This is a genomic window from Streptomyces sp. NPDC045431 (genome assembly GCF_040646655.1).
Classification (GTDB): Bacteria; Actinomycetota; Actinomycetes; order Streptomycetales; family Streptomycetaceae; genus Streptomyces.
The window spans coordinates 398,552-420,403 of record NZ_JBEZAQ010000002.1; the positions used below are offsets into that span (position 1 = coordinate 398,552).

At 72.4% G+C, this 21,852-nt stretch carries 19 protein-coding genes; 5 read left to right on the top strand and 14 right to left on the bottom strand.

What is annotated here, in order from left to right; translation table 11 throughout:
- Nucleotides 1-22 precede the first annotated feature (22 nt).
- Entirely contained in the window at nt 23-946 is a 924-nt protein-coding gene (locus tag AB0A69_RS06280) for a helix-turn-helix transcriptional regulator (RefSeq protein ID WP_361415898.1), read from the bottom strand.
- A gap of 186 nt (nt 947-1,132) precedes the next feature.
- Here AB0A69_RS06280 and AB0A69_RS06285 point away from each other — a divergent pair, with 186 nt between their 5' ends.
- The 5 genes from AB0A69_RS06285 (at nt 1,133) to AB0A69_RS06305 (ending at nt 5,877) form a co-directional block, all read left to right on the top strand.
- Nucleotides 1,133-2,581 carry an MFS transporter gene (locus AB0A69_RS06285; protein ID WP_361415900.1) on the top strand — a complete coding sequence of 483 codons (1,449 nt, stop codon included), beginning with the start codon at nt 1,133-1,135 and terminating at the stop codon, nt 2,579-2,581.
- Nucleotides 2,582-2,755: 174 nt separating this feature from the next.
- Nucleotides 2,756-3,208, top strand: a complete 453-nt coding sequence (locus tag AB0A69_RS06290; protein WP_361415902.1) for a VOC family protein — start codon at nt 2,756-2,758, stop codon at nt 3,206-3,208.
- 156 nt (nt 3,209-3,364) lie between these two features.
- Nucleotides 3,365-4,210 carry an alpha/beta hydrolase gene (locus tag AB0A69_RS06295; protein WP_361415904.1) on the top strand — a complete coding sequence of 282 codons (846 nt, stop codon included), beginning with the start codon at nt 3,365-3,367 and terminating at the stop codon, nt 4,208-4,210.
- A gap of 36 nt (nt 4,211-4,246) precedes the next feature.
- Nucleotides 4,247-4,825 carry a hypothetical protein gene (locus AB0A69_RS06300; RefSeq protein WP_361415906.1) on the top strand — a complete coding sequence of 193 codons (579 nt, stop codon included), beginning with the start codon at nt 4,247-4,249 and terminating at the stop codon, nt 4,823-4,825.
- A complete protein-coding gene (locus tag AB0A69_RS06305; protein WP_361415908.1) occupies nt 4,822-5,877 on the top strand; it encodes an MsnO8 family LLM class oxidoreductase in 1,056 nt (351 codons plus the stop codon). The genes AB0A69_RS06300 and AB0A69_RS06305 overlap by 4 nt, the downstream gene beginning before the upstream one ends.
- A 121-nt stretch (nt 5,878-5,998) precedes the next feature.
- On the opposite strand, the gene AB0A69_RS06310 is transcribed toward AB0A69_RS06305, so the two are convergent.
- From AB0A69_RS06310 to galU, 13 genes are all read right to left on the bottom strand, one after another.
- On the bottom strand, nt 5,999-7,102 hold the full coding sequence (locus AB0A69_RS06310; RefSeq protein WP_361415910.1) for an AI-2E family transporter: 1,104 nt from the start codon (nt 7,100-7,102) through the stop codon (nt 5,999-6,001).
- Between the two features lie 168 nt (nt 7,103-7,270).
- Nucleotides 7,271-8,086 carry an alpha/beta hydrolase gene (locus tag AB0A69_RS06315; protein ID WP_361415912.1) on the bottom strand — a complete coding sequence of 272 codons (816 nt, stop codon included), beginning with the start codon at nt 8,084-8,086 and terminating at the stop codon, nt 7,271-7,273.
- A gap of 55 nt (nt 8,087-8,141) precedes the next feature.
- Nucleotides 8,142-9,446 (bottom strand): acyltransferase family protein, encoded by a 1,305-nt coding sequence (locus AB0A69_RS06320; protein ID WP_361415914.1) that lies wholly within the window; start codon nt 9,444-9,446, stop codon nt 8,142-8,144.
- Nucleotides 9,447-9,547: 101 nt separating this feature from the next.
- Nucleotides 9,548-10,840, bottom strand: coding sequence for a VCBS repeat-containing protein (locus AB0A69_RS06325; RefSeq protein ID WP_361415916.1), 1,293 nt, complete (start codon nt 10,838-10,840; stop codon nt 9,548-9,550).
- 22 nt (nt 10,841-10,862) lie between these two features.
- The gene (locus AB0A69_RS06330) at nt 10,863-11,573 is read right to left on the bottom strand and encodes a hypothetical protein (protein ID WP_361415918.1); all 711 of its coding nucleotides are present in this window, start codon (nt 11,571-11,573) and stop codon (nt 10,863-10,865) included.
- A gap of 40 nt (nt 11,574-11,613) precedes the next feature.
- Nucleotides 11,614-12,804, bottom strand: a complete 1,191-nt coding sequence (gene wecB / locus AB0A69_RS06335; RefSeq protein ID WP_361415920.1) for a UDP-N-acetylglucosamine 2-epimerase (non-hydrolyzing) — start codon at nt 12,802-12,804, stop codon at nt 11,614-11,616.
- A gap of 650 nt (nt 12,805-13,454) precedes the next feature.
- Nucleotides 13,455-15,131 (bottom strand): FAD-binding protein, encoded by a 1,677-nt coding sequence (locus AB0A69_RS06340; protein WP_361415922.1) that lies wholly within the window; start codon nt 15,129-15,131, stop codon nt 13,455-13,457.
- Between the two features lie 66 nt (nt 15,132-15,197).
- Complete coding sequence (locus AB0A69_RS06345; RefSeq protein WP_361415924.1) at nt 15,198-16,418, bottom strand: MFS transporter; 1,221 nt, start codon at nt 16,416-16,418, stop codon at nt 15,198-15,200.
- The gene (locus AB0A69_RS06350; RefSeq protein ID WP_361415926.1) at nt 16,418-17,122 is read right to left on the bottom strand and encodes a sigma-70 family RNA polymerase sigma factor; all 705 of its coding nucleotides are present in this window, start codon (nt 17,120-17,122) and stop codon (nt 16,418-16,420) included. The genes AB0A69_RS06345 and AB0A69_RS06350 overlap by 1 nt, the downstream gene beginning before the upstream one ends.
- Before the next feature lie 21 nt (nt 17,123-17,143).
- Nucleotides 17,144-17,932 (bottom strand): SDR family oxidoreductase, encoded by a 789-nt coding sequence (locus AB0A69_RS06355; protein ID WP_361415928.1) that lies wholly within the window; start codon nt 17,930-17,932, stop codon nt 17,144-17,146.
- Between the two features lie 108 nt (nt 17,933-18,040).
- The gene (locus tag AB0A69_RS06360) at nt 18,041-19,486 is read right to left on the bottom strand and encodes an MFS transporter (RefSeq protein ID WP_361415930.1); all 1,446 of its coding nucleotides are present in this window, start codon (nt 19,484-19,486) and stop codon (nt 18,041-18,043) included.
- Between the two features lie 75 nt (nt 19,487-19,561).
- The gene (locus AB0A69_RS06365; RefSeq protein ID WP_361415932.1) at nt 19,562-20,635 is read right to left on the bottom strand and encodes a winged helix-turn-helix transcriptional regulator; all 1,074 of its coding nucleotides are present in this window, start codon (nt 20,633-20,635) and stop codon (nt 19,562-19,564) included.
- A 230-nt stretch (nt 20,636-20,865) separates the two neighbouring features.
- Nucleotides 20,866-21,780, bottom strand: coding sequence for a UTP--glucose-1-phosphate uridylyltransferase GalU (gene galU, locus AB0A69_RS06370; RefSeq protein ID WP_361415934.1), 915 nt, complete (start codon nt 21,778-21,780; stop codon nt 20,866-20,868).
- Between the last annotated feature and the right edge of the window lie 72 nt (nt 21,781-21,852).

Genomic DNA, 21,852 nt, shown 5'->3' on the forward strand with positions numbered 1-21,852 from the left:
CGTACGGCCTCGCCGCCCGGTCTCATGCGGTGCCGCTGCTGCGCAGGCCGGACGGTACGTCGGCCCCGCCCCGACCACCGGCCTTGGCGGCGTCTGCGGTGGCGGTGGCTGCGAACAGGAGGCGCAACGCCGCCTCCGACGGCGTACCCGGCTCGGCGCTGTAGGCGAGCAGCCGCTGGCCCGAGGCGTCGGACAGGTGCATGCTCTCGAACTCGAGCTCCATCGGGCCGACGAGGGGATGGTGGAACCGCTTGGCGCCGGAGGTGCAGTTGCGCACCGGGTGGCGGGACCACAGCGCGGCGAACTCGGGGCTGTTCATAGCCAGTTGGCCGATGAGCTCGGCGAGGTGCCGGTCGTCGGGGTGGCGGCCGGCGGTCAGGCGCAGCGCGGCGAGCGCCGTCCTCGCCTCCTCCTCCCACTCCGTGTAGAGCTCGCGGGTGTGCGCGTCCAGGAAGAGCATGCGGGTCAGGTTGGGCCGCTGCGTGGGGCTGTCGGGGCTGTCGGGGTCGATGTGCCCGGCGAGCAGCGCGTGTCCCAGGGGGTTCCAGGCCAGGACGTCGTTGCGCCGGTCGAGGACGACGGCCGGCACCTCGCCCATCGCGTGGAGCAGGTTCCGGAGGCCGGGGCGGGCGTGCTCGGGACGCGGGACCTGGGGGCGGCGGGGCCGGGCGGGGCGGGCCAGGTCCTTGAGGTGTGCGCACTCGTCGTCGCTGAGCCGCAGCGCCCGCGCGATGGCGTCCAGGACGGCCTCGGAGGCGTTGGTGCTCTGGCCCTGTTCGAGCCGGGTGTAGTGGGTGACGCTGACACCGGCGAGCAGGGCCAGCTCCTCGCGGCGCAGGCCGGGCACGCGCCTGCGGGTGCCGTGCGGCGGCAGACCGACGTCCTCCGGGCGCAGTCTGGCGCGGCGGCTGCGCAGGAAGGCTCCGAGTTCCGATTGAGTACCCATGCCGTCCAGTCTCCCCGCCGGGCACGCCGGTTGCGAGCGCTGAGGCTACTCACGTCATGAGTAGTCTCCGGCCTCGTGGTCTCCCCTCGCCTAGCCAGAAGAGAGGTCTGGGTAGCCGGTGGCGCCGGCGCCAAGGTTGTTCCGTCACCGCCTGGTTGGACGAGACGAAGCGAAGGGAGCCCGGACATGTCGGCCGTTGTCGAAGAGGTGAAGTCGGTTGGTGAGGGGAGGAGGGTTGGTCCGTCTCGGATGACGGGCCGGCAGCGGTTGGTGCTGGTGGTGTTGCTGGTCGCGCAGTTCATGCTGGCGGTGGACTTCTCGATCCTGAACGTGGCGTTGCCGGTGATCGGTAACGGTCTGGGGTTCTCGCTGGCGAACCTGCAGTGGATCGCGACCGCGTTCGCCCTGTGCGCGGCCGGGTTCACCCTGCTGTTCGGCAGGGTGGCCGACCTGTTCGGCAGGCGCCGGCTGTTCCTGTTCGGCCTCGCCCTGCTGGGTGTGTCGTCCCTGGTGGGTGGTCTTGCCACCACCCCTGAGGTGCTGATCGCCGCCCGCGTGGCCCAGGGCCTTGCCACCGCCGCCGTGACTCCGGCCGGCCTGTCCCTGCTGACCACCTCCTTCCCCGAAGGCCCCCTGCGCGACAAAGCCCTCGGCTTGAACGGCGCGCTGATGTCGGCCGGGTTCACCACCGGCGCCATCCTCGGCGGCGTCCTGACCGACCTGCTCTCCTGGCGCTGGGCGTTCTTCATCAACGTCCCCGTCGCCCTGGCGGTCCTGCTCATCGCCCCGGCGATCATCGCTGAGTCCCGTCCCACCGAGCGGCCCAAGCTCGACGCGCCCGGAGCCATCACCGTCACCGCGGGTCTGCTCGCCCTGGTCTTCGGCCTGACCCAGGCCGGCGAACACGGCTGGACCTCCCCCATCGCCGCCGGCTTCCTGCTCGCCGGACTCGCCCTCCTCGTCGTCTTCTACGCCGTCGAAGCCAAGTCCTCTTCTCCCCTGGTCCCGGTCACCGTCCTCAAGCGCCGCACCGTGGCCTGGGGCAACATCGCCGGACTGATCGCCTTCGTCACCGAGACCTCCCTGGTCTTCCTGATGACCCTCTACCTCCAGGAAGTCCTCGGCTTCTCCCCCCTCGCCGCGGGGCTGTCCTTCGGTGTCCTGGGCATCGGCACCGTCATCGGCGGCTCCATCGCCGCCAAGGTCATCGGCAAAATCGGCACCAAGCAGACCCTCATCTACGGCGGCATCCTGCAGACCATCGCCACCGCCGCCCTCTTCGGCCTGGGAGATGAACGCTCCTTCATGTGGCTGCTGCTGACCGGCACCTTCGCCGGCGGTATCGGCAACATGCTCGTCATCGTCGGGTTCATGGTCACCGCCACCTCCGGCCTGCCCGACCACGAACAGGGCATGGCCACCGGCCTTGCCACCATGACCCAGCAGATCGGCATCACCATGGGCACCCCGATCATGAGCGCCATCGCCACCGCCCACATCGCCGGACGCACCACCACCAACGCCATCCTCGACGGCATCGGCACCGCCGTCCTCGTCAACGCCGCCATCGTCCTCCTCGGCGTCCTCACCACCACCCTCTTCCTCCACAACCGAGAGAAGAGCTCCCTGAACTGACCGACCGTCACGCCCGTCCGGCCGCGGAGCGCGCCATGCGCCCCCGGCCGGGCTTTCGTGCGTGGACGCGGCGGCGACCTCGGCAAGTGCGCCTTGTTCCGGTGGCGCGGCGCGCCGGAGGGTGGGGGCCAGGCCCGGCTCTCGGGCCGGTTTCGCCCCGTGGAGAGGACACTCATGGCCCTGCGGTGGTCCCACGCCGCCCTGAACTGCCGGAACCTGGACGCGACCGAGGAGTTCTACCGCCGCTGGTTCGGCATGACACGTGCCCGCGCCTTCGACGTGGCGGGCGCCCGGTTCGTCTTCCTCCGGCTCGGTGACGCCTATCTGGAGCTGTGCTCGCTCGAGGCGGCGGAGGCCGCGGGTCCCGCGCCCGATCCCTCCGCCGACGGGCCGCACGCCCCCGGAGCCGTACGGCACCTGGCGTTCCAGACGGAGGACGTGGACGCCTTCCTGGCCCGGATGGGCGGCGCCGCCCGCGTCACCCTGGGGCCGCTGGACTTCGACGCGTTCATCCCCGGCTGGCGCAGCGTCTGGCTCGCCGACCCCGAGGGCAACGTGGTCGAGGTCAGCCAGGGCTACCGCGACCTGCCCGAGGGGGCGGACGGCGCCAACCTGACCGTGGGATGACTAGCCAGAACACGGTTCTGGCTGGTCGGCGGTGGCGGGCGAAGGATGGCTTCCGAGGGGCCCGAGAGGGAGAGATCCGAGAGGGAGGCAGCCGCCATGCCGCACACAGCTCACCGTAACCGTAACCGTGACAGCGACCGTGACCGTGACCGTTCCGTGCGGGACGTCGTCTGGCACCCGCTGCGCGTCCGGGCCGCCGGTCACGACATCCCCGTCCGCGTCTACCGGCCCGAGGGCGGTCACGCGAGCTGGCTGGTCTGGGGGCACGGCGGCAGCTGGCGGACCGGCTCGCTGGAGGGCTGGCACGCCGCCTGCGCGGACCTGGCCGGCCGGTCGGGGTGCGCGGTGGTCAGCGTCGACTACCGGCTCGCCCCGCAGCACCGGCACCCGGCGGCCCTCCACGACGTGCTCACGGTCCTGGACTGGGCCCAGGAGCGGGCCGCCGCCGAGGGGCTGCCGCCCGTCGCCGTCGGCGGCGACAGCTCGGGCGGGACGATCGCGGCGTCCGCGGCGCTGGTCCGGCGCGACCGGGGAGAGCCGCTGAGCGCGCAGGTCCTCGCCTACCCGCCGCTGGACCCGTCCTGCCGCGCCCGGTCCTACACCCGCTACCGCGACAACTTCCCGAGCCAGGAGGGCATGGCCGCCGCCTGGCGCGACTACCGGGGCGGGAACACCGGTGCCGCCTTCCCGCCCAGCACACCCTTCGAGGCCGACAGCCTCACCGGTCTCGCCCCGGCGATCCTCGGCGTCGGCGCGTTCGACCCGGTGGCCGACGACGTACGCACCTACGCCCGCCTGCTGCGCGAGGCGGGCAACGAGGTGACCTTCCACGAGTTCCCGCACCTCCTGCACGGTGCCTTCCTCCAGCCCGCCGGCGTCGGGGGGTTCCGGTTCCGGGACGGGCGGAGCGAGGGGGCGGACGGCCCCCGGGGGCTGCGCCACTGGCTGGCGGACGCCCTGAGCGACCGGCTGTCCGGTCTGACCGCGACACAACGGCTCTGACAGCGAGAACGGCTCTGACAGCGAGAAAGGAAGATCATGAACAGCACCGGCACCACCTCCACCCCGCCCGGCACGGTTCCGGGTCATATCGGCGCACTGCTGCGCCACTTCGGCGACCTGCGGGACGGCACCCACGGCGACCAGGCGTCCCGCCAGGGCAAGGAGCGCCTGTTCGCCCAGGCGGTCGAGCTGCTGAGCCCGTACGCCGGGCAGGCCCTGGAGGAGATCAACGAGCACCTGCTGGACCACACCGGTGAGGTCAGGGCCTCCGGGGTGCACCGGACGCCGGACGGCGGTGTCGCGGCCGTCTGGGCGCTGACCTGGCCGCAGCAGCGGATCACCGAGATCGCCCCCATCACCATCACCGCGCACTACGGGGGAGGTTTCCACCACCCGCACTTGCGCGGTGCCACGATCGGCGAGTGGCCGCTGAACGTCTTCACCGCCGAGCAGGCCGCCGCCGAACTGCCCGTCCTGCGCGCGATCGCCGCAGCCGACATCCACAACCTGGTCTTCGAACGGGACTTCAGGATCGTGCCGGCCACCATCGCCGGCCACGCCTCGCTCGGTCCCCGCGCCGTGCTGAACCCGCGTACGAAGGGACTCCCGTCATGAGCCTGCGCCTTTCCGTCCTGGACCAGTCCCCCGTCGGCGAGGGTTTCACCCACTCCGACGCCCTGCGCGCCTCCGTCGAGCTGGCGGAGCGGGCCGACGCCCTGGGGTTCACCCGGTACTGGGTCGCCGAGCACCACCACTCCCCCGGCTTCGCCGGCACCGCCCCGGAGATCCTGGCCGGGACGCTGCTGTCGCGGACCACCCGCATGCGGATCGGCACCGGTGGCGTGCTCCTGCCGCGCTACGAGGCGGTGAAGGTCGCGGAGGTGTTCTCGGTGCTCGCCTCGCTGCACCCGGGCCGCGTCGATCTGGGGCTCGGCCGGGCGGGCGGCCCCGCGCAGGGCTTCCCGCAGCAGGTGCGGGAGGTGAGCCGGCTGCTGGGCCTGGGCGAGGGGCGCGGCGAGGCCGGCGGCCAGGCCCGGGAGGCGGGGCCGCTGCCGCCGCTGGTGTCGGCTCCCGACGTGCCCCCGCGGCTGTGGCTGCTGGGCGCGGGCACCCGCTCCGCCGTGCTGGCGGGCGAGCTCGGCGCCTCGTTCGCCTTCGCGCACTTCCTCGCCCCGGAACCGGGCGTGGCCGCCCTGGAGGGCTACCGGCAGGGCCTGGCCGCGTCGGCGGCCGCGTCGGCCGGCGGCCCGGCGGAGAAGGGCGTGCTGGCGGTCCGCGCCGTCGTCGCCGACACCCGCGAGCAGGCCGACGGGCTGGCGCTCAGCCTGCTGCTGTGGCGCAGCCGCAAGGACCTCGGCGAGGACCGCCCGCTGCCCTCGCCGGCGGAGGCGCGGCGGCACCGGTGGAGCGGCGCGGAGGCCGACCGGGCCGCCGTCAACAGCCAGGCGCTGGTCTACGGGACGCCGGAGCAGGTGCGCGAGGAGCTGGAGCGGCTGGCGGCGGCACACGGCGTCGACGAGATCGTGGTCAACACGCTCACGCAGGACCCGGCCGACCGGGTGCGCTCCTACGAGCTGCTGGCGCAGGCCTTCGCGCTGCCCGGCTCGGCCCTGCCCGGCTCCGGTCCGCGCGAACCCGCGGCGCACCGGGAGCCCGCCGTCGCCTAGGGGGTGCCTTGTCGATCAGGCCGGATCGGGGACAGGGATCCGGTGGTTGGTAGTCGATCCTGTCGTGACGGCGGGCCCGGGGAGAAGCCTCTCCCCGGGCCCGCCGTCGCAACGACCTCTTTTACGAAGGGACGACCGGCTCCGAAGGCGACTCGTCGACCTCCGGCTCCCGCAGCTGCTCGCGCACGTAGTTCCAGACCACCGCGATCAGCGCGGCGGCCGGTACCGCGAGCAGGCTGCCCACGATGCCGGCCAGGCTGCCGCCCAGCGTGACGGCGAGGAGCACCACCGCCGCGTGCAGGCCGAGCCCGCGACTCTGGATCATGGGCTGGAACACGTTTCCCTCGAGCTGCTGCACCACGACGATGATCAGCAGCACGATCAGCGCGTCCGTCAGACCGTTCGAGACGAGGGCGATGAGCACCGCGACCAGACCGGCGAAGAGCGCACCCACGATCGGTACGAACGCGGACACGAAGGTCAGGACCGCGAGCGGGAGCACGAGCGGCACCTTGAGGACCCACAGGCCGATGCCGATGAGAACGGCGTCGAGCAGACCGACGAACGCCTGGGACCGCACGAACGCGCCGAGCGTCTCCCAACCGCGCTCGGCCACGACCGGGACGTCGGTGGCGAGGCGGCCGGGGAGCTGACGGGCCAGCCAGGGCAGGAACCGCGGACCGTCCTTGAGGAAGAAGAACATCAGGAAGAGCGCGAGCACGGCGGTGACCACACCGTTGACGACGGTGCTCACCCCCGTGACCACCGCGGTGACCATGCTCCCGAGGCTGTCCTGGACGCGGGCGACGGTCGTGTCCAGGGCACCGGTGATCTGGTCGTCGCCGATGTGCAGCGGCGGCCCGGCGGCCCACTCGCGCAGCCTCTCGATACCGGCGGTCACCCCGTCGGCCAGTTCACCGGCCTGCGACGCCACCGGAACCGCGATCAGCGCCGCGATGCCCGTGACCACGAGCAGGAACAGCACGGTCACCACCGCGGCAGCCAGGGCCGCAGGCCATCCCCGACGACGCAGGAAGGCGGCAAGGGGCCAGGTCAGTGTGGTGAGGAACAAGCCCACGACGAGAGGCCAGACGACCGACCACATCCGCCCCAGAAGCCACAGCGCCACCGAGGTTGCCAGAAGGACCAACAGCAACTCGACGGAGACGCGGGCCGATGTGCGCAGTGCGGCGGCGGTTTTCGTGGAACTCAACGAAGCAGGCATGGGGGCACCCTATGGGCGGGCCCAACTCCGCTTTCAGCGTGGTGCCCCCGCATCGCCCGGCTCACGCACCAGGCACACGCCCTGCCGGCCGGCGCGTGCGGGCGACGCACCGAGCGGCGGCACCACCGCGCAACGCGGTGGTGCCGCCGCTCCGTCGTGTCTCCCCTCTCAGCCGCCCGCCGCCACGGCCGCCGCCAGGGCGGGCTGCTCGACCAGGTACGCGCGCAGCAGCGCGGCCAGTTCGGCGGGACGCTCGTACGGGATGTTGTGGCCGCAGTCCAGTTCCGTGTAGCGGCTGTGGGCGATCCCCCGGTGCAGCTCCCTGGAGTGTGCGACGGGGATCACCTGGTCCTGGCGGGCGCCGACGACCAGGGTGGGGGCCTCGATGGCGGGCAGCCGGTCGCGGATGTCCACGGCGAGGTCCAGGTCGAGCTGGCGGCGGGCTCCCTCGGACGGGCGGGCGGCCGCGGCCGCGGCGGCGATCTCCTCGCGGCTCGTGGCCGAGAGGCGGTCCGGTGAGAGCGACAGCAGGGTGATGAACTGCTGGTACGCCAGGGTGTCGAGGTCCGCGAGGCGGCGCCACAGGCCGAGTGCCAGCTCCTGCCGGGGGTCGTCGTTGCGTGCCCAGCCTCCGACGAGGACCAGGCGCCGTACGAGGTCGGGCTGTTCGGCCGCCAGCGCCGCGGCGACCACCGCGCCCAGGGAGGCGCCGACGACGTGGACCGGGCCCGGGACGGCGGCGCGGGCGGCGGCGGCGACCTGGCGGACCAGCAGGTCCAGGGTCAGTTCCCCGCGGGGCAGGGCGGTGCGGCCGCTGCCCGCGTAGTCGGGGGTGATGACGGTGAAGCGGTCGGTGAGCAGCGGCCGCATGGCCGCGTAGTTGGCCTCGGAGTCGGCGGTGGAGCCGTGGATGAGGAGCAGGCCGGGTCCGGTGCCTTCGGCACGGTAGTGGACCTCGGTGCCCGCGACGGTGACGGTGGGCATGGTGACGCCTCCTCGGGAGCGGTCGGGTGGGGATACGGGTCGCGTGGGCGGGGGCTCAGCCGCGTACCGGCGTCGAGGGGCGCTGCGCGAGGGAGTCGTGGTGCGCGGTGGCCTGCGCCGGGATCGTGGCGGACACCGGAGCCGGCACGGGGGCCGTCTCGGGAGCCGTCTCCGGAGCCGTCTCCGGAGCGGTGACGGCGGCGGGCCGCTTGCGGGCGCGGCTCCAGCGCCGCATGGCGGGCGTCTCCACGTACCGGTACAGCAGCCAGCCGCCCAGCAGCGAGACCGCGAAGAAGCCGATGACCACGAGGACCGCGACGGGGACGCTGTACGTGCTCTCGCCGAGCAGCGAGCGCAGGTAGAAGATCGTGACGCCCTGCACCAGGTAGAAGCCGAAGGAGACCTCACCGAGCCACACCATGGGCCGGCTGCGCAGCCAGGTCTCGCGCCCCTCCACGTCGCCCGAGGCCACGGAGCAGATGAGCGCGGCCACCGGGATGATGGTGGCGACGACGAAGCCGTACTCGAACGGGGCGACCAGGGCGGCGGCGTAACCGAGCACCGACAGCACGAGCGAGACGCCGAAGCCGATGCGGCGCGGCCAGCGGCCGGCCAGGACGATGCGGGCGAGCAGGATGCCGAGGGCGAACTCGAAGACGCGGGCGGGCGGGAAGAGGTAGCCGAACCAGAACTGCAGGTCGGAGATGGGGGTGATCGCCGACTTCGGGGTGGCGGGGATCAGGAAGCGGGTGACGAGCTGCACGCCGACCATGCCCGCGACCATCAGGCCGGACCAGAGCCACAGCCGCTTCTCGGCGATGCGACGGATCCCCACCATGAGCAGCGGGAACAGCATGTAGAAGAGGAACTCGCTGCCCAGGGACCAGCTCGGCGGGTTGACGCTGAGGTTGATGGACGGCTGCGGGAAGAACGTGTGGATCAGCAGCATGTTCGGCAGCCAGTCGCCGACGCTGGTGACGGCGGCGCCGGCGAAGAGCAGCATCGAGGCGGCGAAGACCACCAGGTGGTTCGGGAAGATCTTGAACACGCGCCGCCGCCAGAAGGAGGTCAGGCGCTCACCGGGGCGGGAGGCCCAGGCGAGGACGAAGCCGCTGAGGACGAAGAAGAACGAGACGCCCATGTAGCCGGCCTTGCTGAAGGCCGTGGTGAAGAACCCGGCCACGCCGTCGTCCGCGAAGGGGTTGATCGGGGCGTTCGGCGGGATGGGCGAGTCCATCAGGGAGGCGTGGAAGAAGAAGACCAGCAGGGCCGCGAAGAAGCGGAGGCCGGTGAGGGAGGGGAGGTTGGCGCGTCTGGTGGGAGCGGGGGTGGTGGCGGTGGAGGACGAGGACACAGACATGGTGTGGGTGCTTTCCGGCGAGAGGGACGACGGTCGGGGTCCGGCCGGGGGCGGCCGCCGGGCGGCGGTCGCCCCCGTGGGGTACGGCAGGGGTGGGACGGCTACTCGGCGCCGTCGGCCGAGGGGACGTCCATCTCGTTGCGGTAGACCATGAGCTTGGCTTCCTTGGCCACGTAGTAGTTCTGGACCGAGTACGCGATGGTGGCGAAGTCGAGCCGCCCGTCGCCGTTGAAGTCGGCGGTGGCGATGCGGGCGACGGACTCCTCGGAGACCCGCCACTTGGCCCAGACGCCGTTGGCCGCGTCGATGGCCTTGTAGTACATGACGCCCTGCCAGGGCCACGGTCCGCGCAGCGCGACCAGGAACTCGTCGTCGCCGTCGCCGTCGAAGTCGGCGCAGACGATCTGGTGGCCGGGGCCCTCGCCGTTCTCGTTGGGGTCGCCGTAGACGTCGAGGAGGACGCGGTTCCACGTCGGCTTGGCGCCGGGCGGACCGTCGGTGGACTTGGTGTAAACGGCGACCGTGTTGCCGTGGAAGGGCTCGATGGCGGCGACGTACGCCATCGGGTCGTCCCCGAGCCGGCCGGCGTTGAGGTCGCCGCTGCCGCGGAAGCCGGTCTGCTCGAACTGGGTCAGCTCACCGGTGCCGATGAGCTCGCGGATCCACTCCTTGCGGTCCGCGTCCCAGTACAGCCAGGTCACGCCCTCGTCGGAGGCGAGCAGCAGCGAGTCGAGGTCGGAGCCGGGTATGAGGCCCTTCTTCTTCTCCGCGCCGTGGATCATGCGGAAGTGGCTGTCGTCGATGACGGTCATCGGCCACTCCTCGGCCGTGTGCACGTCGTCGGGCTGGGTGAACATCACCACCGGCAGGACGGCGTGGACGTCCTCCTTGGCGACGATCGGCAGGCCGATGACCTCCAGGCGCTCCTTCTGTGTGAAGTGCCCGACGCGCAGCCGGTGCATACCGGTGGCGCGGCCGATGTAGTGGCGCTTCCAGCGGGATTCGTCCTTGTCCGGGGAGCCGGGGTTCTCCAGCCAGTCGATCTTCCCGCCGGCGGTGTTGGCGTCGTGGATGGTGCCGATCGGGCCGTACAGGTCGTAGCAGAGGATGATGTCGGGGTGGCCGTTGCCGCTGACGTCGGCGAAGTCGGCGCCGACGGGCATCTTGATCTTGTCCTGGACCAGGCGGCGGGTCCACCGCTCGTCGTTCTGGTACCAGTAGATCTCACCGAGGCGCAGGCCGTAGCCGAACAGGTCGGGGCGGCCGTCGCCGTCGATGTCCGGGGCCTCCAGCCAGTATCCGTCGCGCAGCTGGTCGGCGACGAGCTCCGGGGTGAACTTCGGGGTCTTCAGCTGGGGCTGGGGCTGCGACTGCGACGGGTTGGTGCCGGTCATGGTGTGCTCCTCACGGATGCGGTCAGTGGGTGGCGGTGTGGCGGCGGTGGTACTCGACGGCGAGCCAGACGCAGTCGGTGTCGGCGCGGTACTGGTGCCAGGGGTAGGGGTAGGTGCCGTCCGGGGCGGTGGAGCAGAAGGGGTCCGGGGTGGTGTAGCCCGGGGCCATCACGACGTCCTGGTAGAGGGTGCTGTGGTCCTGCTCGCGGAACTTCTGCATGCGGCCGATGCCGTGGACCTGCGTGTGCACCTCGATGAAGTCGTGCTGGTTGTGGATGGCGCAGTCGGTGCCGGCGGGGGCGTACCAGAGGTTGACCTTGACGTCGTACGTCTCCGGCCGGAGCGGCGCCGGGGCCTCCTTCAGCAGGTGGGCGGCGTCGAAGGTGACGGTGCCCGCGTCGTCCTGGGGGCTCTTCCACAGGGGGGTGTCCCGGGGGAAGCCGGCGAGGACGTCGCCGAGGAGGGCCCAGCCCGGGTCGCCGGTGATGCCGGGCATGCCGGCCTCGTCGCGTACGCGGAGCAGGAGGAGGGTGTCGGCCCGCTCGACGCGGGTGTCGGCCAGGATCGTGGAGGACAGGGGCGGGATGCTCTTGCGCGGGGTCTCGGCGATGTGGACGTCGGTGACGCCGGTGTTGACGACGATGGCGGCTTCGCGCACGTGGTAGTCGCGGGCGTCGCGTACGAGCGTCGCTTCGATGCGGGGGCCGCTGAAGCCGAGGGCGGTCTCGGGCACGGTGCTGTGAGCCTCTCCAGTGGGTGACGGGGCGTCAGGCCTATGCGTACGAGGCGGTGCGGGCGAGTTCGGCGGCGATCTCGTCGATCGGGGTGCCGGGGACGAAGGGCTCGACCGGCGGGCCGTCGCCGAAGAAGTGCGCCAGCGCGCCGACCGTGCGCTCGGTGGCCCGGCCGTCGCCGTACGGGTTGGCGGCGGCGGCCATGCGGTCGTACTCGGCCCGGTCGCGCAGGAGCCGGGTGGCTCCGCCGACGATGGTCTTGGTGCTGGTGCCGACCAGGCGGGCGGTGCCGGCCACGATGGCCTCGGAGCGCTCGGTGACGGTGCCGAGGACGAGCGTCGGCTTGCCGAGGGCGGGGCCCTCCTCCTGGGAGCCGCTGCTGTCGGAGAGGATGAGGTCGGCGCGGCGCATGAGCCGGCAGAAGTTCAGGTACGGCAGCGGGTCGACGACGGTGATGTTCGGGTGGTTGCCGATCCGGGGCAGCATCGCCTCGCGCACCACCGGGTTGCGGTGCAGCGGGACGACGACGCGGACGTCCGGTTCGTCGGCGATCTCGGCGAAGGCCTCGGCTATCTCGGGCAGGTGCGGCCATGCCTCACGCCGGTGCGCGGAGGCGAGGATGATGCGCCGCGGGTCACCGTCGAGGTCGGCGAGGGCCGGGTCGCCGTAGTCCTGGGCCTTGTTGCACGCCCACTGGAGCGCGTCGATGACGGTGTTGCCGGTGACGACGACGGTGTCCTCGCTGATGCCCTCGCGCAGGAGGTTGGCGCGGTTGCCGGGGGTGGGCGCCAGGTGCAGGTGGGCGACCTGGGCCACGAGCCGGCGGTTGCCCTCCTCCGGGAACGGCGAGCCGAGGTGGCCGCTGCGCAGGCCCGCCTCCACGTGGACGACGGGGATGCGGTGGTGGAAGCCGGAGAGGGCGCCGGCGAGGGTGGTGGCCGTGTCGCCGTGGACGAGGACGGCCTCGGTGGAGAGCATTTCGAAGTGCTCCTCCAGGCCGCGCAGCGAGCGGTAGGTGACCTGGGAGAGGGTCTGCTTCGGGGCCATGATCTCCAGGTCGACGTCCGGCTTCAGACCGAACGCGTCGAGGGTCTCGTCGAGCATCTGGCGGTGCTGCCCGGTCGAGATGACCACGGGGTCGAACCGGGGGTCGTCCTGGAGCGCGCGGATGACCGGGGCGAACTTGATGGCTTCGGGCCTGGTACCGAGGACTACTGCGACGGACCGCATGGGTGCCATTCCTTTACTACGACGTGGGTGACGGCAGGACGGGAGGACGGGCAGGGCGCGGTGAGGGAGCCACGTGGTGCGGGGAGCGTGGGTGCGTGGAGCGTGCGTGCGGCCGTGCGTGGGCGGCCGGATGGCTCAGGCGCCGGGTTGCGACCGGGCGCCGGACACTGCGCCGCCGGCGGGAGGTGGAGTGCGGTGCCTCTCGGGGCCGAAGCTCCGGGGCGGTTCTCCCTTCCGGACGAGAGATATCTTTTCCGTGAGCTATCTCTGCCGTCAAGCCGCGCTGTCCCGACTTGCACACCGCGCGCCGAGGAGGACCAACGCCCGTGCAGCTGGAGGCGGTTGACGCCTACGGCGCGGGGGCGGAAACGGCACTGCGCCCGCCGCGTGGGTCGCGTGGCGGGCGCAGTGAGGGGCAGTGAAGGGGCGGTGGGGGTGGGGGCCTCAGAGGGCCACAGAGGGCCCGCAGAGGGCCTTCAGAGGCCGTCAGGGGGGCCGGAGGGGCGCGGCAGGGAGCCCGGGCAGTGGACCCGGGGGCGTCAGGGGGGGCCGGGGGCGCCGTCAGGGCCGGCCCAGCCGGGTCCGTATACGCCGAAGGGCGGCCCGGCGGGGGTGCCGGGCCGCCCAGGGGCGGGGTGACGGGGGGTGCCTCAGCGCTTGGCGGGCTCCACCGAGAGGGAGTGGCGGAAGAAGTCGGACGGGTCGTAACGGCGCTTGACCTGCTGGAGCTTCGGATAGTTGTCCTTGTAGTACAGCGTCTGCCACGGCACGCCGGACCGGTTGCGCCGCGGGTCGGCGACGTCACGGTCGGGGTAGTTGATGTAGCAGCCGTCGGTGCGGTCGTCGATGACCGGCACCCCGCCCGTCGCCGCGAAGAAGTCCTCGTACAGGTCGCGCACCCAGCCGAGGTAGAAGTCGTCCTCGCTCTCGTCCTGCCAGAAGGTCTGGAAGCACATCTTGAACACCGAGCTGCGCTGCGCGTTCGCCGTCGCGTCCGGTGCCACCGCGTTCACCCGGCCGCCGAAGGAGAACAGCACCAGCATGGTGTCGGGGTTGGTGAAGTCCGGGCGCGTCATGTGCTTGTAGAGCGCCGCGATCTGGTCGTCGGTGAAGGTGCGGCGCATGTAGCCGGACTTGTGCGCGCCCCGGGACGTGGGGTCCGTGATGGTCGGGTTGTTGGTGCCCACCAGCCGCGTCGCCTGGAGCCACGGCATGGTGCGCGGCTCCGCGAGCTGCGGCATGGCGGGCAGCTCGCCGGTGGGCTTGGTCAGCGCGCCGGGCTTGATGCCGGTGCCGGCCGTGATGGCCGCCAGGTAGCTGTCGAGCAGCCGCCGGGCGCCGGGCACGGTCGCGTCGACCTGGGTGAACATGCCGAGGCTGCCGTGGGCCTTGGAGCTGACATTGAAGAGGCTGCTGAGGTGACGGTACTCCGAGTCGGGCCCGCTGTTCTGCTCGTGCCAGGCGCCGAAGTTCCTCAGCAGCCGGGCGAACTTGGTCTCGTCGAGCTGGTCCCACGGGAAGTCCACCGCGCTGACCAGGACCGTGGACGGCGGCGAGACGAGCTGGTCCTCCGGGGCCGTGCCCTTGGCGTCCGGCGAGCGGAACCAGTAGCGGGTCACCAGGCCGAAGTTGCCGCCGCCGCCTCCGGTGTGGGCCCACCACAGGTCCCGGTGCGGGTCGTCCTCCTCGCGGGTGGCGACCACGGTCCGGGTCCGGCCCGCCGCGTCGACGACCACGACCTCCACCGCGTACAGGTGGTCCACGACCAGGCCGTGGGCGCGGGAGAGGAGGCCGTAGCCGCCGCCGGCTATGTGCCCGCCGGCGCCGACGCTGTAGCAGATGCCGCCCGGGACGGTGACGCCCCAGCCCTTGTAGAGCGCTTCGTAGACGTTGATGAGCCGGGCGCCGGGCTCGACGTAGAAGGCGCGGCGGGCGGCGTCGTACCCGACGTCGGTCATCTCGGAGAAGTCGAGGATGACCTCGATCTCCGGGTTGCAGGCGAAGTCGGCGAAGCAGTGGCCGCCGCTGCGCACCGAGACGCGCTTGCGGGCGCGGAACGCGTCGCGCAGGGCCTTCTCGGCGTCGGCGGACGACTTGATCATCTTGATGTAGTCGGGTCTGGCGACGAAGCGCTGGTTGTTGCCCGTCGTCAGCTCCGGGTAGCGCGGGTCGTCGGGCCGGATCGTGGCGCCGGTCCGCGCGCTCGCCGCGGCCGCCGGGGCGGCCGGCGCGGCGACGGCGGCCGTGGCCAGGCCCGCGGTCACGGCGGCACCGCCGGCGAGGGCCGCGCCGCTGCTCAGCACCGTACGGCGATTGACTGCACTCATGGTCGATTACCTCAAGTTCTGTCGTGATGGTGAGGAACGGATGGGGAGGCGTGCGGGTCCGGCCCGTCAGACGCGGGCGTACGGAGCGGTGTCCGGCTCCCCGGGGGCCGGCGCCTCCGGTCGCGGGGCGGCCGCGTGCCGGCGGGTCCGCCGGTCGAGGAGGCCGGAGAGCAGGGCCACGGCCAGGCCCGCCGCGGCGAGCAGCGCACCGGTCCAGTTGGGCGCGGTGTAGCCGAGACCGTGCTCGACGGTGAGGCCGCCGAGCCAGGCGCCCACGGCGTTGCCGAGGTTGAAGGCCGCGATGTTCGCGGCGGAGGCGAGGGCGGGAGCCCCTTCGGCCTGCTGCATGACGCGGGTCTGCAGCGGCGGCACGGTGGCGAAGCCGACGACCCCGAAGACGAAGAGGGTGATCGCGGCGGGCAGGGGCGCGCGGGCGGTCTGCACGAAGACCAGCAGCACCACGGCGAGCGCGCCGAGGATGACGTACAGGCTGGGCATCACGGTCCGGTCGGCGGCCTTCCCGCCCAGGACGTTGCCGACGCACAGGCCGAGTCCGAACAGGACGAGCAGCCAGGCCACCGCTCCGGCGGAGAAGCCGGCCACCTCGGTCATCATCGGCGCAATGTACGTGAAGGAGGCGAACACCCCGCCGAAGCCGAGCGTGGTCATGGCGAGCGCCAGCCACACCTGCGGGCGGCGGAAGACGGCGAGTTCGCCGCGCAGGCCCGCGTCCGCGTCCCTCGGCTGGGGCGGTACGAGGGCGGCGACGGCGATCATGCCGACGACGCCGAGCGCGGTGACGGCCCAGAAGGTGGAGCGCCAGCCGAAGTGCTGGCCCAGGACGGTGCCCAGGGGGACGCCGAGGACGTTGGCCACGGTCAGCCCGATGAACATCAGGGCGATGGCGCTGGCCTTCTTGTCCGGCGCGACGACGTTCGCGGCGACGACGGAGCCGATGCCGAAGAAGGCGCCGTGGGTGAGGGCGGCCACCAGGCGCCCCGCCATGAGGAGTTCGTAGGTGGGGGCGAGCGCGCACAGCAGGTTGCCCGCGATGAAGACGCCCATCAGGAGGGTGAGCATCGTCTTGCGGGGCAGCCGGGAGCCCGCGGCGGTCATCAGGGGCGCGCCGACGACGACGCCGAGGGCGTAACCGGTGACGAGCATGCCGGCGCTGGGGATGGGGACCGACAGGTCGCGGGCCACCTCGGGCAGCAGGCCGACGATCACGAACTCGGTGGTGCCGATGCCGAAGGCCCCGAGCGCCAGGGCGAGGAGGGCGAGAGGCATCAGAGGCCCTCCCGCCGGGCACGGTGCTCGCGGGTGTGGGCGGGGGCATGGACGGGGACGGGGGCGCGGCGGGAGCAGCCGGTCAGACCGCGGTGGCGGGCGTACGGCGTGAGTGCGGCGCGCAGTCGGCGGCGGCCGCGGTGGAGGCGGGAGGTGACCGTGCCGTGCGGGACGCCCAGGCGGGCGGCTATCTCCCGGTACGCCAGCCCTTCGACGTCGGCGAGGTAGACGACGGTACGGAAGGGCGCGGGCAGCGCGCGCAGCGCCTCCAGCACCTCGTGGTCGGGCAGGTGGTCCAGCACCTGGGACTCGGCTGAGGGCAGCCGGGCGGCGCCGTGGCCGGCAACCCGGACGTGCCGCCAGTCGTCCGTGTCCCCCATCGGCGCCCACCGCGGCTCCTGCCGGCGCTTGCGGTAGGTGGTGATGAAGGTGTTGATCAGGATGCGGTGGAGCCACGCCCGCAGGTTGGTGCCCGCCCGGAAGTGGTGGAAGGACTGGTAGGCCCTGGTGAAGGTCTCCTGCACCAGGTCCTCGGCGTCGGGACGGTTGCGGTGCAGCCGCAGGGCGGCCGCGTACATCTGGTCCCGGTAGCCGAGCGCGTCCCCCGCGAAGCGGGCGCTGCGCTGTTCCGGGGTCTCTGGGGCCCCTGGCGCCTCTGGGGTCTCTGGGGTCCCCGCCGGGGTGAGGGTGTCGGTGTCGGTCATCGGAGTCCTTTGCGGTCACGGTCAGAGCTGGCGGAGGGCTCCGCCGTCCACGGCCCATTCGGCGCCGGTGACCTGCCCGGCCTGCGGCGAGAGGAGGTACGCGATGACCCGCGCGACGTCGTCGGGCGTGCCGATGCGGCCGGTGGGCAGCTTGCGCTCCTCGCGGATGAAGTGGTCGACGGCCGCGTCGGCGGACAGCCCGTACCGCTCGGCCAGCTGCTCGGCGAAGCCGCCCGGGGCGTCGAAGAGCGCCGTACGCGTGGGACCGGGCGAGACGACGGTCGAGCGGATGCCGCGCGGCGCGAACTCCGCCGACAGGCTCTTGGACAGTGACAGCAGGGCCGTCTTGGTGGCGGCGTAGTCGACGATGCCCGGGTCCGGGAAGCGGGCCGCCTCGCTGGCGACGTGGACCAGGCTGCCCTCGCCGCGCTCCAGCAGGACGGGCAGGACGGCGCGGGTCATCCGTACGTGCGCGTGGAAGTTGAGGGCGAAGGTCCGGTGCCAGTCGTCTTCCGTGACGTCGAGGAAGCCGCTGTGCGAGACGAGGGCTCCGGCGTTGTTGACCAGCCCGTCGAGGCGGCCGTGCCGGTCCAGTACGGCGTCGACGACGCGCCGCGCGGCCTCCGGGTCGGTCAGGTCGGCGGCGACCGGGGTGACCTCGGGGCGGCCGATGGCGTCGACGCCGTCGGTCCGGCGGGCCACGCCGACGACCCGGGCCCCTTCGGCGGCCAGCAGCCGGGCGGTGGCCTCGCCGATGCCCGTGGAGGCGCCGGTGACGAGGTAGACCCGGCCGGCCAGGTGCAGGTCCATCGGTTCTCTTTCATGGGTGAGGAGGAGGGGAGGAAAGGGGGCGGCGGTGCACTCCCTGACGGGGGAGGCAGGGGGTGCACCGCCGGGCCTGTGCCGGAAGGGCTCCGGTCAGAGGGCTGCCTTCTTCTCTCGGTTGTGGAGGAAGAGGGTGGTGGTGAGGACGCCGAGGAGGACGATGGCGGCGTTGACGAGGACGGCGGTGCCGATGCCGTCGAGGATGGCGTTGGTGGTGGTGCGTCCGGCGATGTGGGCGGTGGCGATCGCGCTCATGATCGGGGTGCCCATGGTGATGCCGATCTGCTGGGTCATGGTGGCAAGTCCGGTGGCCATGCCCTGTTCGTGGTCGGGCAGGCCGGAGGTGGCGGTGACCATGAACCCGACGATGACGAGCATGTTGCCGATACCGCCGGCGAAGGTGCCGGTCAGCAGCAGCCACATGAAGGAGCGTTCATCTCCCAGGCCGAAGAGGGCGGCGGTGGCGATGGTCTGCAGGATGCCGCCGTAGATGAGGGTCTGCTTGGTGCCGATTTCGCCGATGACCTTGGCGGCGATGGAGCCGCCGATGACGGTGCCGATGCCCAGGACACCGAAGGACAGCCCCGCGGCGAGGGGGGAGAAGCCGAGGACTTCCTGGAGGTAGAGGGTCATCAGGAAGACCAGGGAGGTCTCGGTGACGAAGGCGATCAGTCCGGCGATGTTGCCCCAGGCCACAGTGCGGCGCTTGAGGACGGTGACCGGGACCAGGGGAGAAGAGGACTTGGCTTCGACGGCGTAGAAGACGACGAGGAGGGCGAGTCCGGCGAGCAGGAAGCCGGCGGCGATGGGGGAGGTCCAGCCGTGTTCGCCGGCCTGGGTCAGGCCGAAGACCAGGGCGAGCAGACCCGCGGTGACGGTGATGGCTCCGGGCGCGTCGAGCTTGGGCCGCTCGGTGGGACGCGACTCGCTGATGATCGCCGGGGCGATGAGCAGGACCGCCACGGCGACGGGGACGTTGATGAAGAACGCCCAGCGCCAGGAGAGCAGGTCGGTCAGGACGCCGCCGAGGATGGCGCCGGTGGTGAACCCGGCCGACATCAGCGCGCCGTTCAAGCCGAGGGCTTTGTCGCGCAGGGGACCTTCGGGGAAGGAGGTGGTCAGCAGCGACAGGCCGGCCGGAGTCACGGCGGCGGTGGCCAGGCCCTGGGCCACGCGGGCGGCGATCAGCACCTCAGGAGTGGTGGCAAGACCACCCACCAGGGACGACACACCCAGCAGGGCCAGGCCGAACAGGAACAGCCGGCGCCGGCCGAACAGGTCGGCCACCCTGCCGAACAGCAGGGTGAACCCGGCCGCGCACAGGGCGAACGCGGTCGCGATCCACTGCAGGTTCGCCAGCGAGAACCCCAGACCGTTACCGATCACCGGCAACGCCACGTTCAGGATCGAGAAGTCCACCGCCAGCATGAACTGCGCGACCAGCAACACCACCAGCACCAACCGCTGCCGGCCCGTCATCCGAGACGGACCAACCCTCCTCCCCTCACCAACCGACTTCACATCATCAATAACCGACATGGGGACGTTCCTCTCTGGGCACTGTCTTGGGGGGTCTTCCGGGGGAAGCTTCTGGGCGGCGCGGCGCGGTGGACATCAGGTGTCACCGCCCTCCGCGCCGGAGCGGGAGCGCATCCTGATCGCCAGGTCCCGCCAGAGCGCGGCACATTGGTCGGCGGCCGCCGCGGCCGTGGCCGCGCGGTGCGCCGGCACGGCGGCGAGGATCTGCTGCCGTTGGCGGGCTCCGGCCACCTGGGCGTCGAACATCCGCAGGAGCAGGCGTCCGGCGTCGCTCAGCCGCAGGGCCGGGTCCTGGCAGAGGTTCCTGACCAGGGCGTCGAGCCCCCGGCCGGACCCACCGTCACCGGCCGCGGGGGGTACGGCGGGCACCGACGGGGCCCGTTCCGGGGCGGTCTTGCGTTCCGCCTCCCGCTGGCGCGGCGGCACCGGGTCCTCGCCGTCGTCGGTCCGCCGCCGTACGTCGCGGACCGTGCCGGGCGACAGGCCCGTACGCTCCGCGATGGCCCGCAGGGACGCGCCCGGGTCCTCGGCGATGAGGCGGGCGGCGGCCCTGCGGCCCTCGGCGGTGCTGAGCGGGCGGACGCGGCCGTCCTGGCCGATCCGGCGGGTGGCGGCGGCCTCGTCCGGCGGAGCCGTCCGCCGGCGGAGCGCGCCGACGGTCGCGGCGGCGAGCCCGGTGCGGGAGGCCACGGCCCGGTCCGACCAGTCGGGGTGGCTCGCGAGGATGCGCGCGGCCGCGGCCGTCCGGTCGGCGAGGGTCAGCGGCAGGCCGTGCAGGGTGTTGGACTCGACGGCGAGGACGAACGCGTCCTCGGGGCTGCCGTCGAAGAACCGCACCTCGACGAGGTGCTGTCCGCGCAACCGCGCGGCGCGCAGCCGGTGCGTCCCGTCGATCACCCGCAGGGTGGACCGGTGCACCAGGATCGGGGGCAGCGGGTCGCCGCAGGCCGCGAGGGCCCGGGCGTGCCCCACGTCCTCGCCCGCGATGCGCGGTGAGTCGGCGGGCAGCAGGTCGTCGACCGGGATCCGGTGCACACGCCGGTCGACCGCCTCGTGCAGGGGGCCGTCGTGCAGGGGACCCTCGGCCGGGAGACGGGGATCGGCGTCGGTCCGGGCCGACGGGATGGGCGGGGACATGGACGAGGACATGGACGGGCGCACCCCCTCGGGTGGTCGTGGGATCGGGTCGTGGACGGTCTGCCCCCGGCGGTGTTCCGGCCGGATCGGGCACGACCACGAGATTACGTAGATACCGTTCGGTATGCCGCTCTGGCGAGGCCTCCCGGGTACGACCTTGGCAACTTGCCCAGGAGGGGCGCCCGTTGTGGTGTGCAACCGTGCACCTTGCGCGGTCGCACACCACACGCGCCCCGTGCGGCTCAGCCGACCGGGACGAACAGCTCCCGCTCGACGTACTCCCCCAGCCAGGCACGGAAGTCCCGCCCCAGGTCCTCGCGTTCACAGGCGAGGCGGACCGTCGCCTGGAGGAAGCCGAGCCGGTCGCCGGTGTCGTACCGCCGGCCGGAGAACACGACCCCGTGCACCGGTCCGGCGTCCTGGCGTACCGCCAGTTCGCGCAGGGCGTCCGTGAGCTGGATCTCGCCGCCGCGGCCGGGCGGCGTGCGGCGCAGTACGTCGAAGATCTCCGGGTCGAGGACGTACCGGCCGATGACGGCGTAGTTGCTGGGCGCCTCGCCCGGGGCGGGCTTCTCCACGAGGTCCGTGACGCGTACGGTGTCGCCGCCGGCCGGCCGGACCGCCGCGCAGCCGTAGAGGTGGATCTGGTCGGGGTCGACCTCCATCAGCGCCACCACGCTGCCGCCGTACCGGGCCCGCACCTCGGCCATCCTGGCGAGCAGCGGGTCGCGGGGGTCGATCAGGTCGTCGCCCAGCAGGACGGCGAAGGGTTCGCGGCCCACGTGCGGCGCCGCGCACAGCACCGCGTGCCCCAGCCCCTTGGGGTCGCCCTGGCGTACGTAGTGGATGGAGGTGGCGAGCTCGGTGGGGGCGCACACGCGGGCGAGCTTGTCCTGGTCGCCCTTGCGCGCGAGGGTTTCCTCGAGCTCGTAGTTGCGGTCGAAGTGGTCCTCCAGCGGGCGCTTGTTCCGGCCCGTCACCATGAGGACGTCCGTCATCCCGGCGGACACGGCTTCTTCGACCACGTACTGGATGGCGGGCTTGTCCACCACCGGCAGCATTTCCTTCGGGGTGGCTTTCGTGGCCGGCAGGAAACGCGTGCCGAGTCCCGCCACCGGGACGACTGCCTTCGTTATGCGGCGCGGAGTCGAATTCATGGGAAGAACGCTAGGCGGTGCATACGGGCCGGTTGAAGCAATTTCCCTGGCACGAAACCGACTTCGGCAATT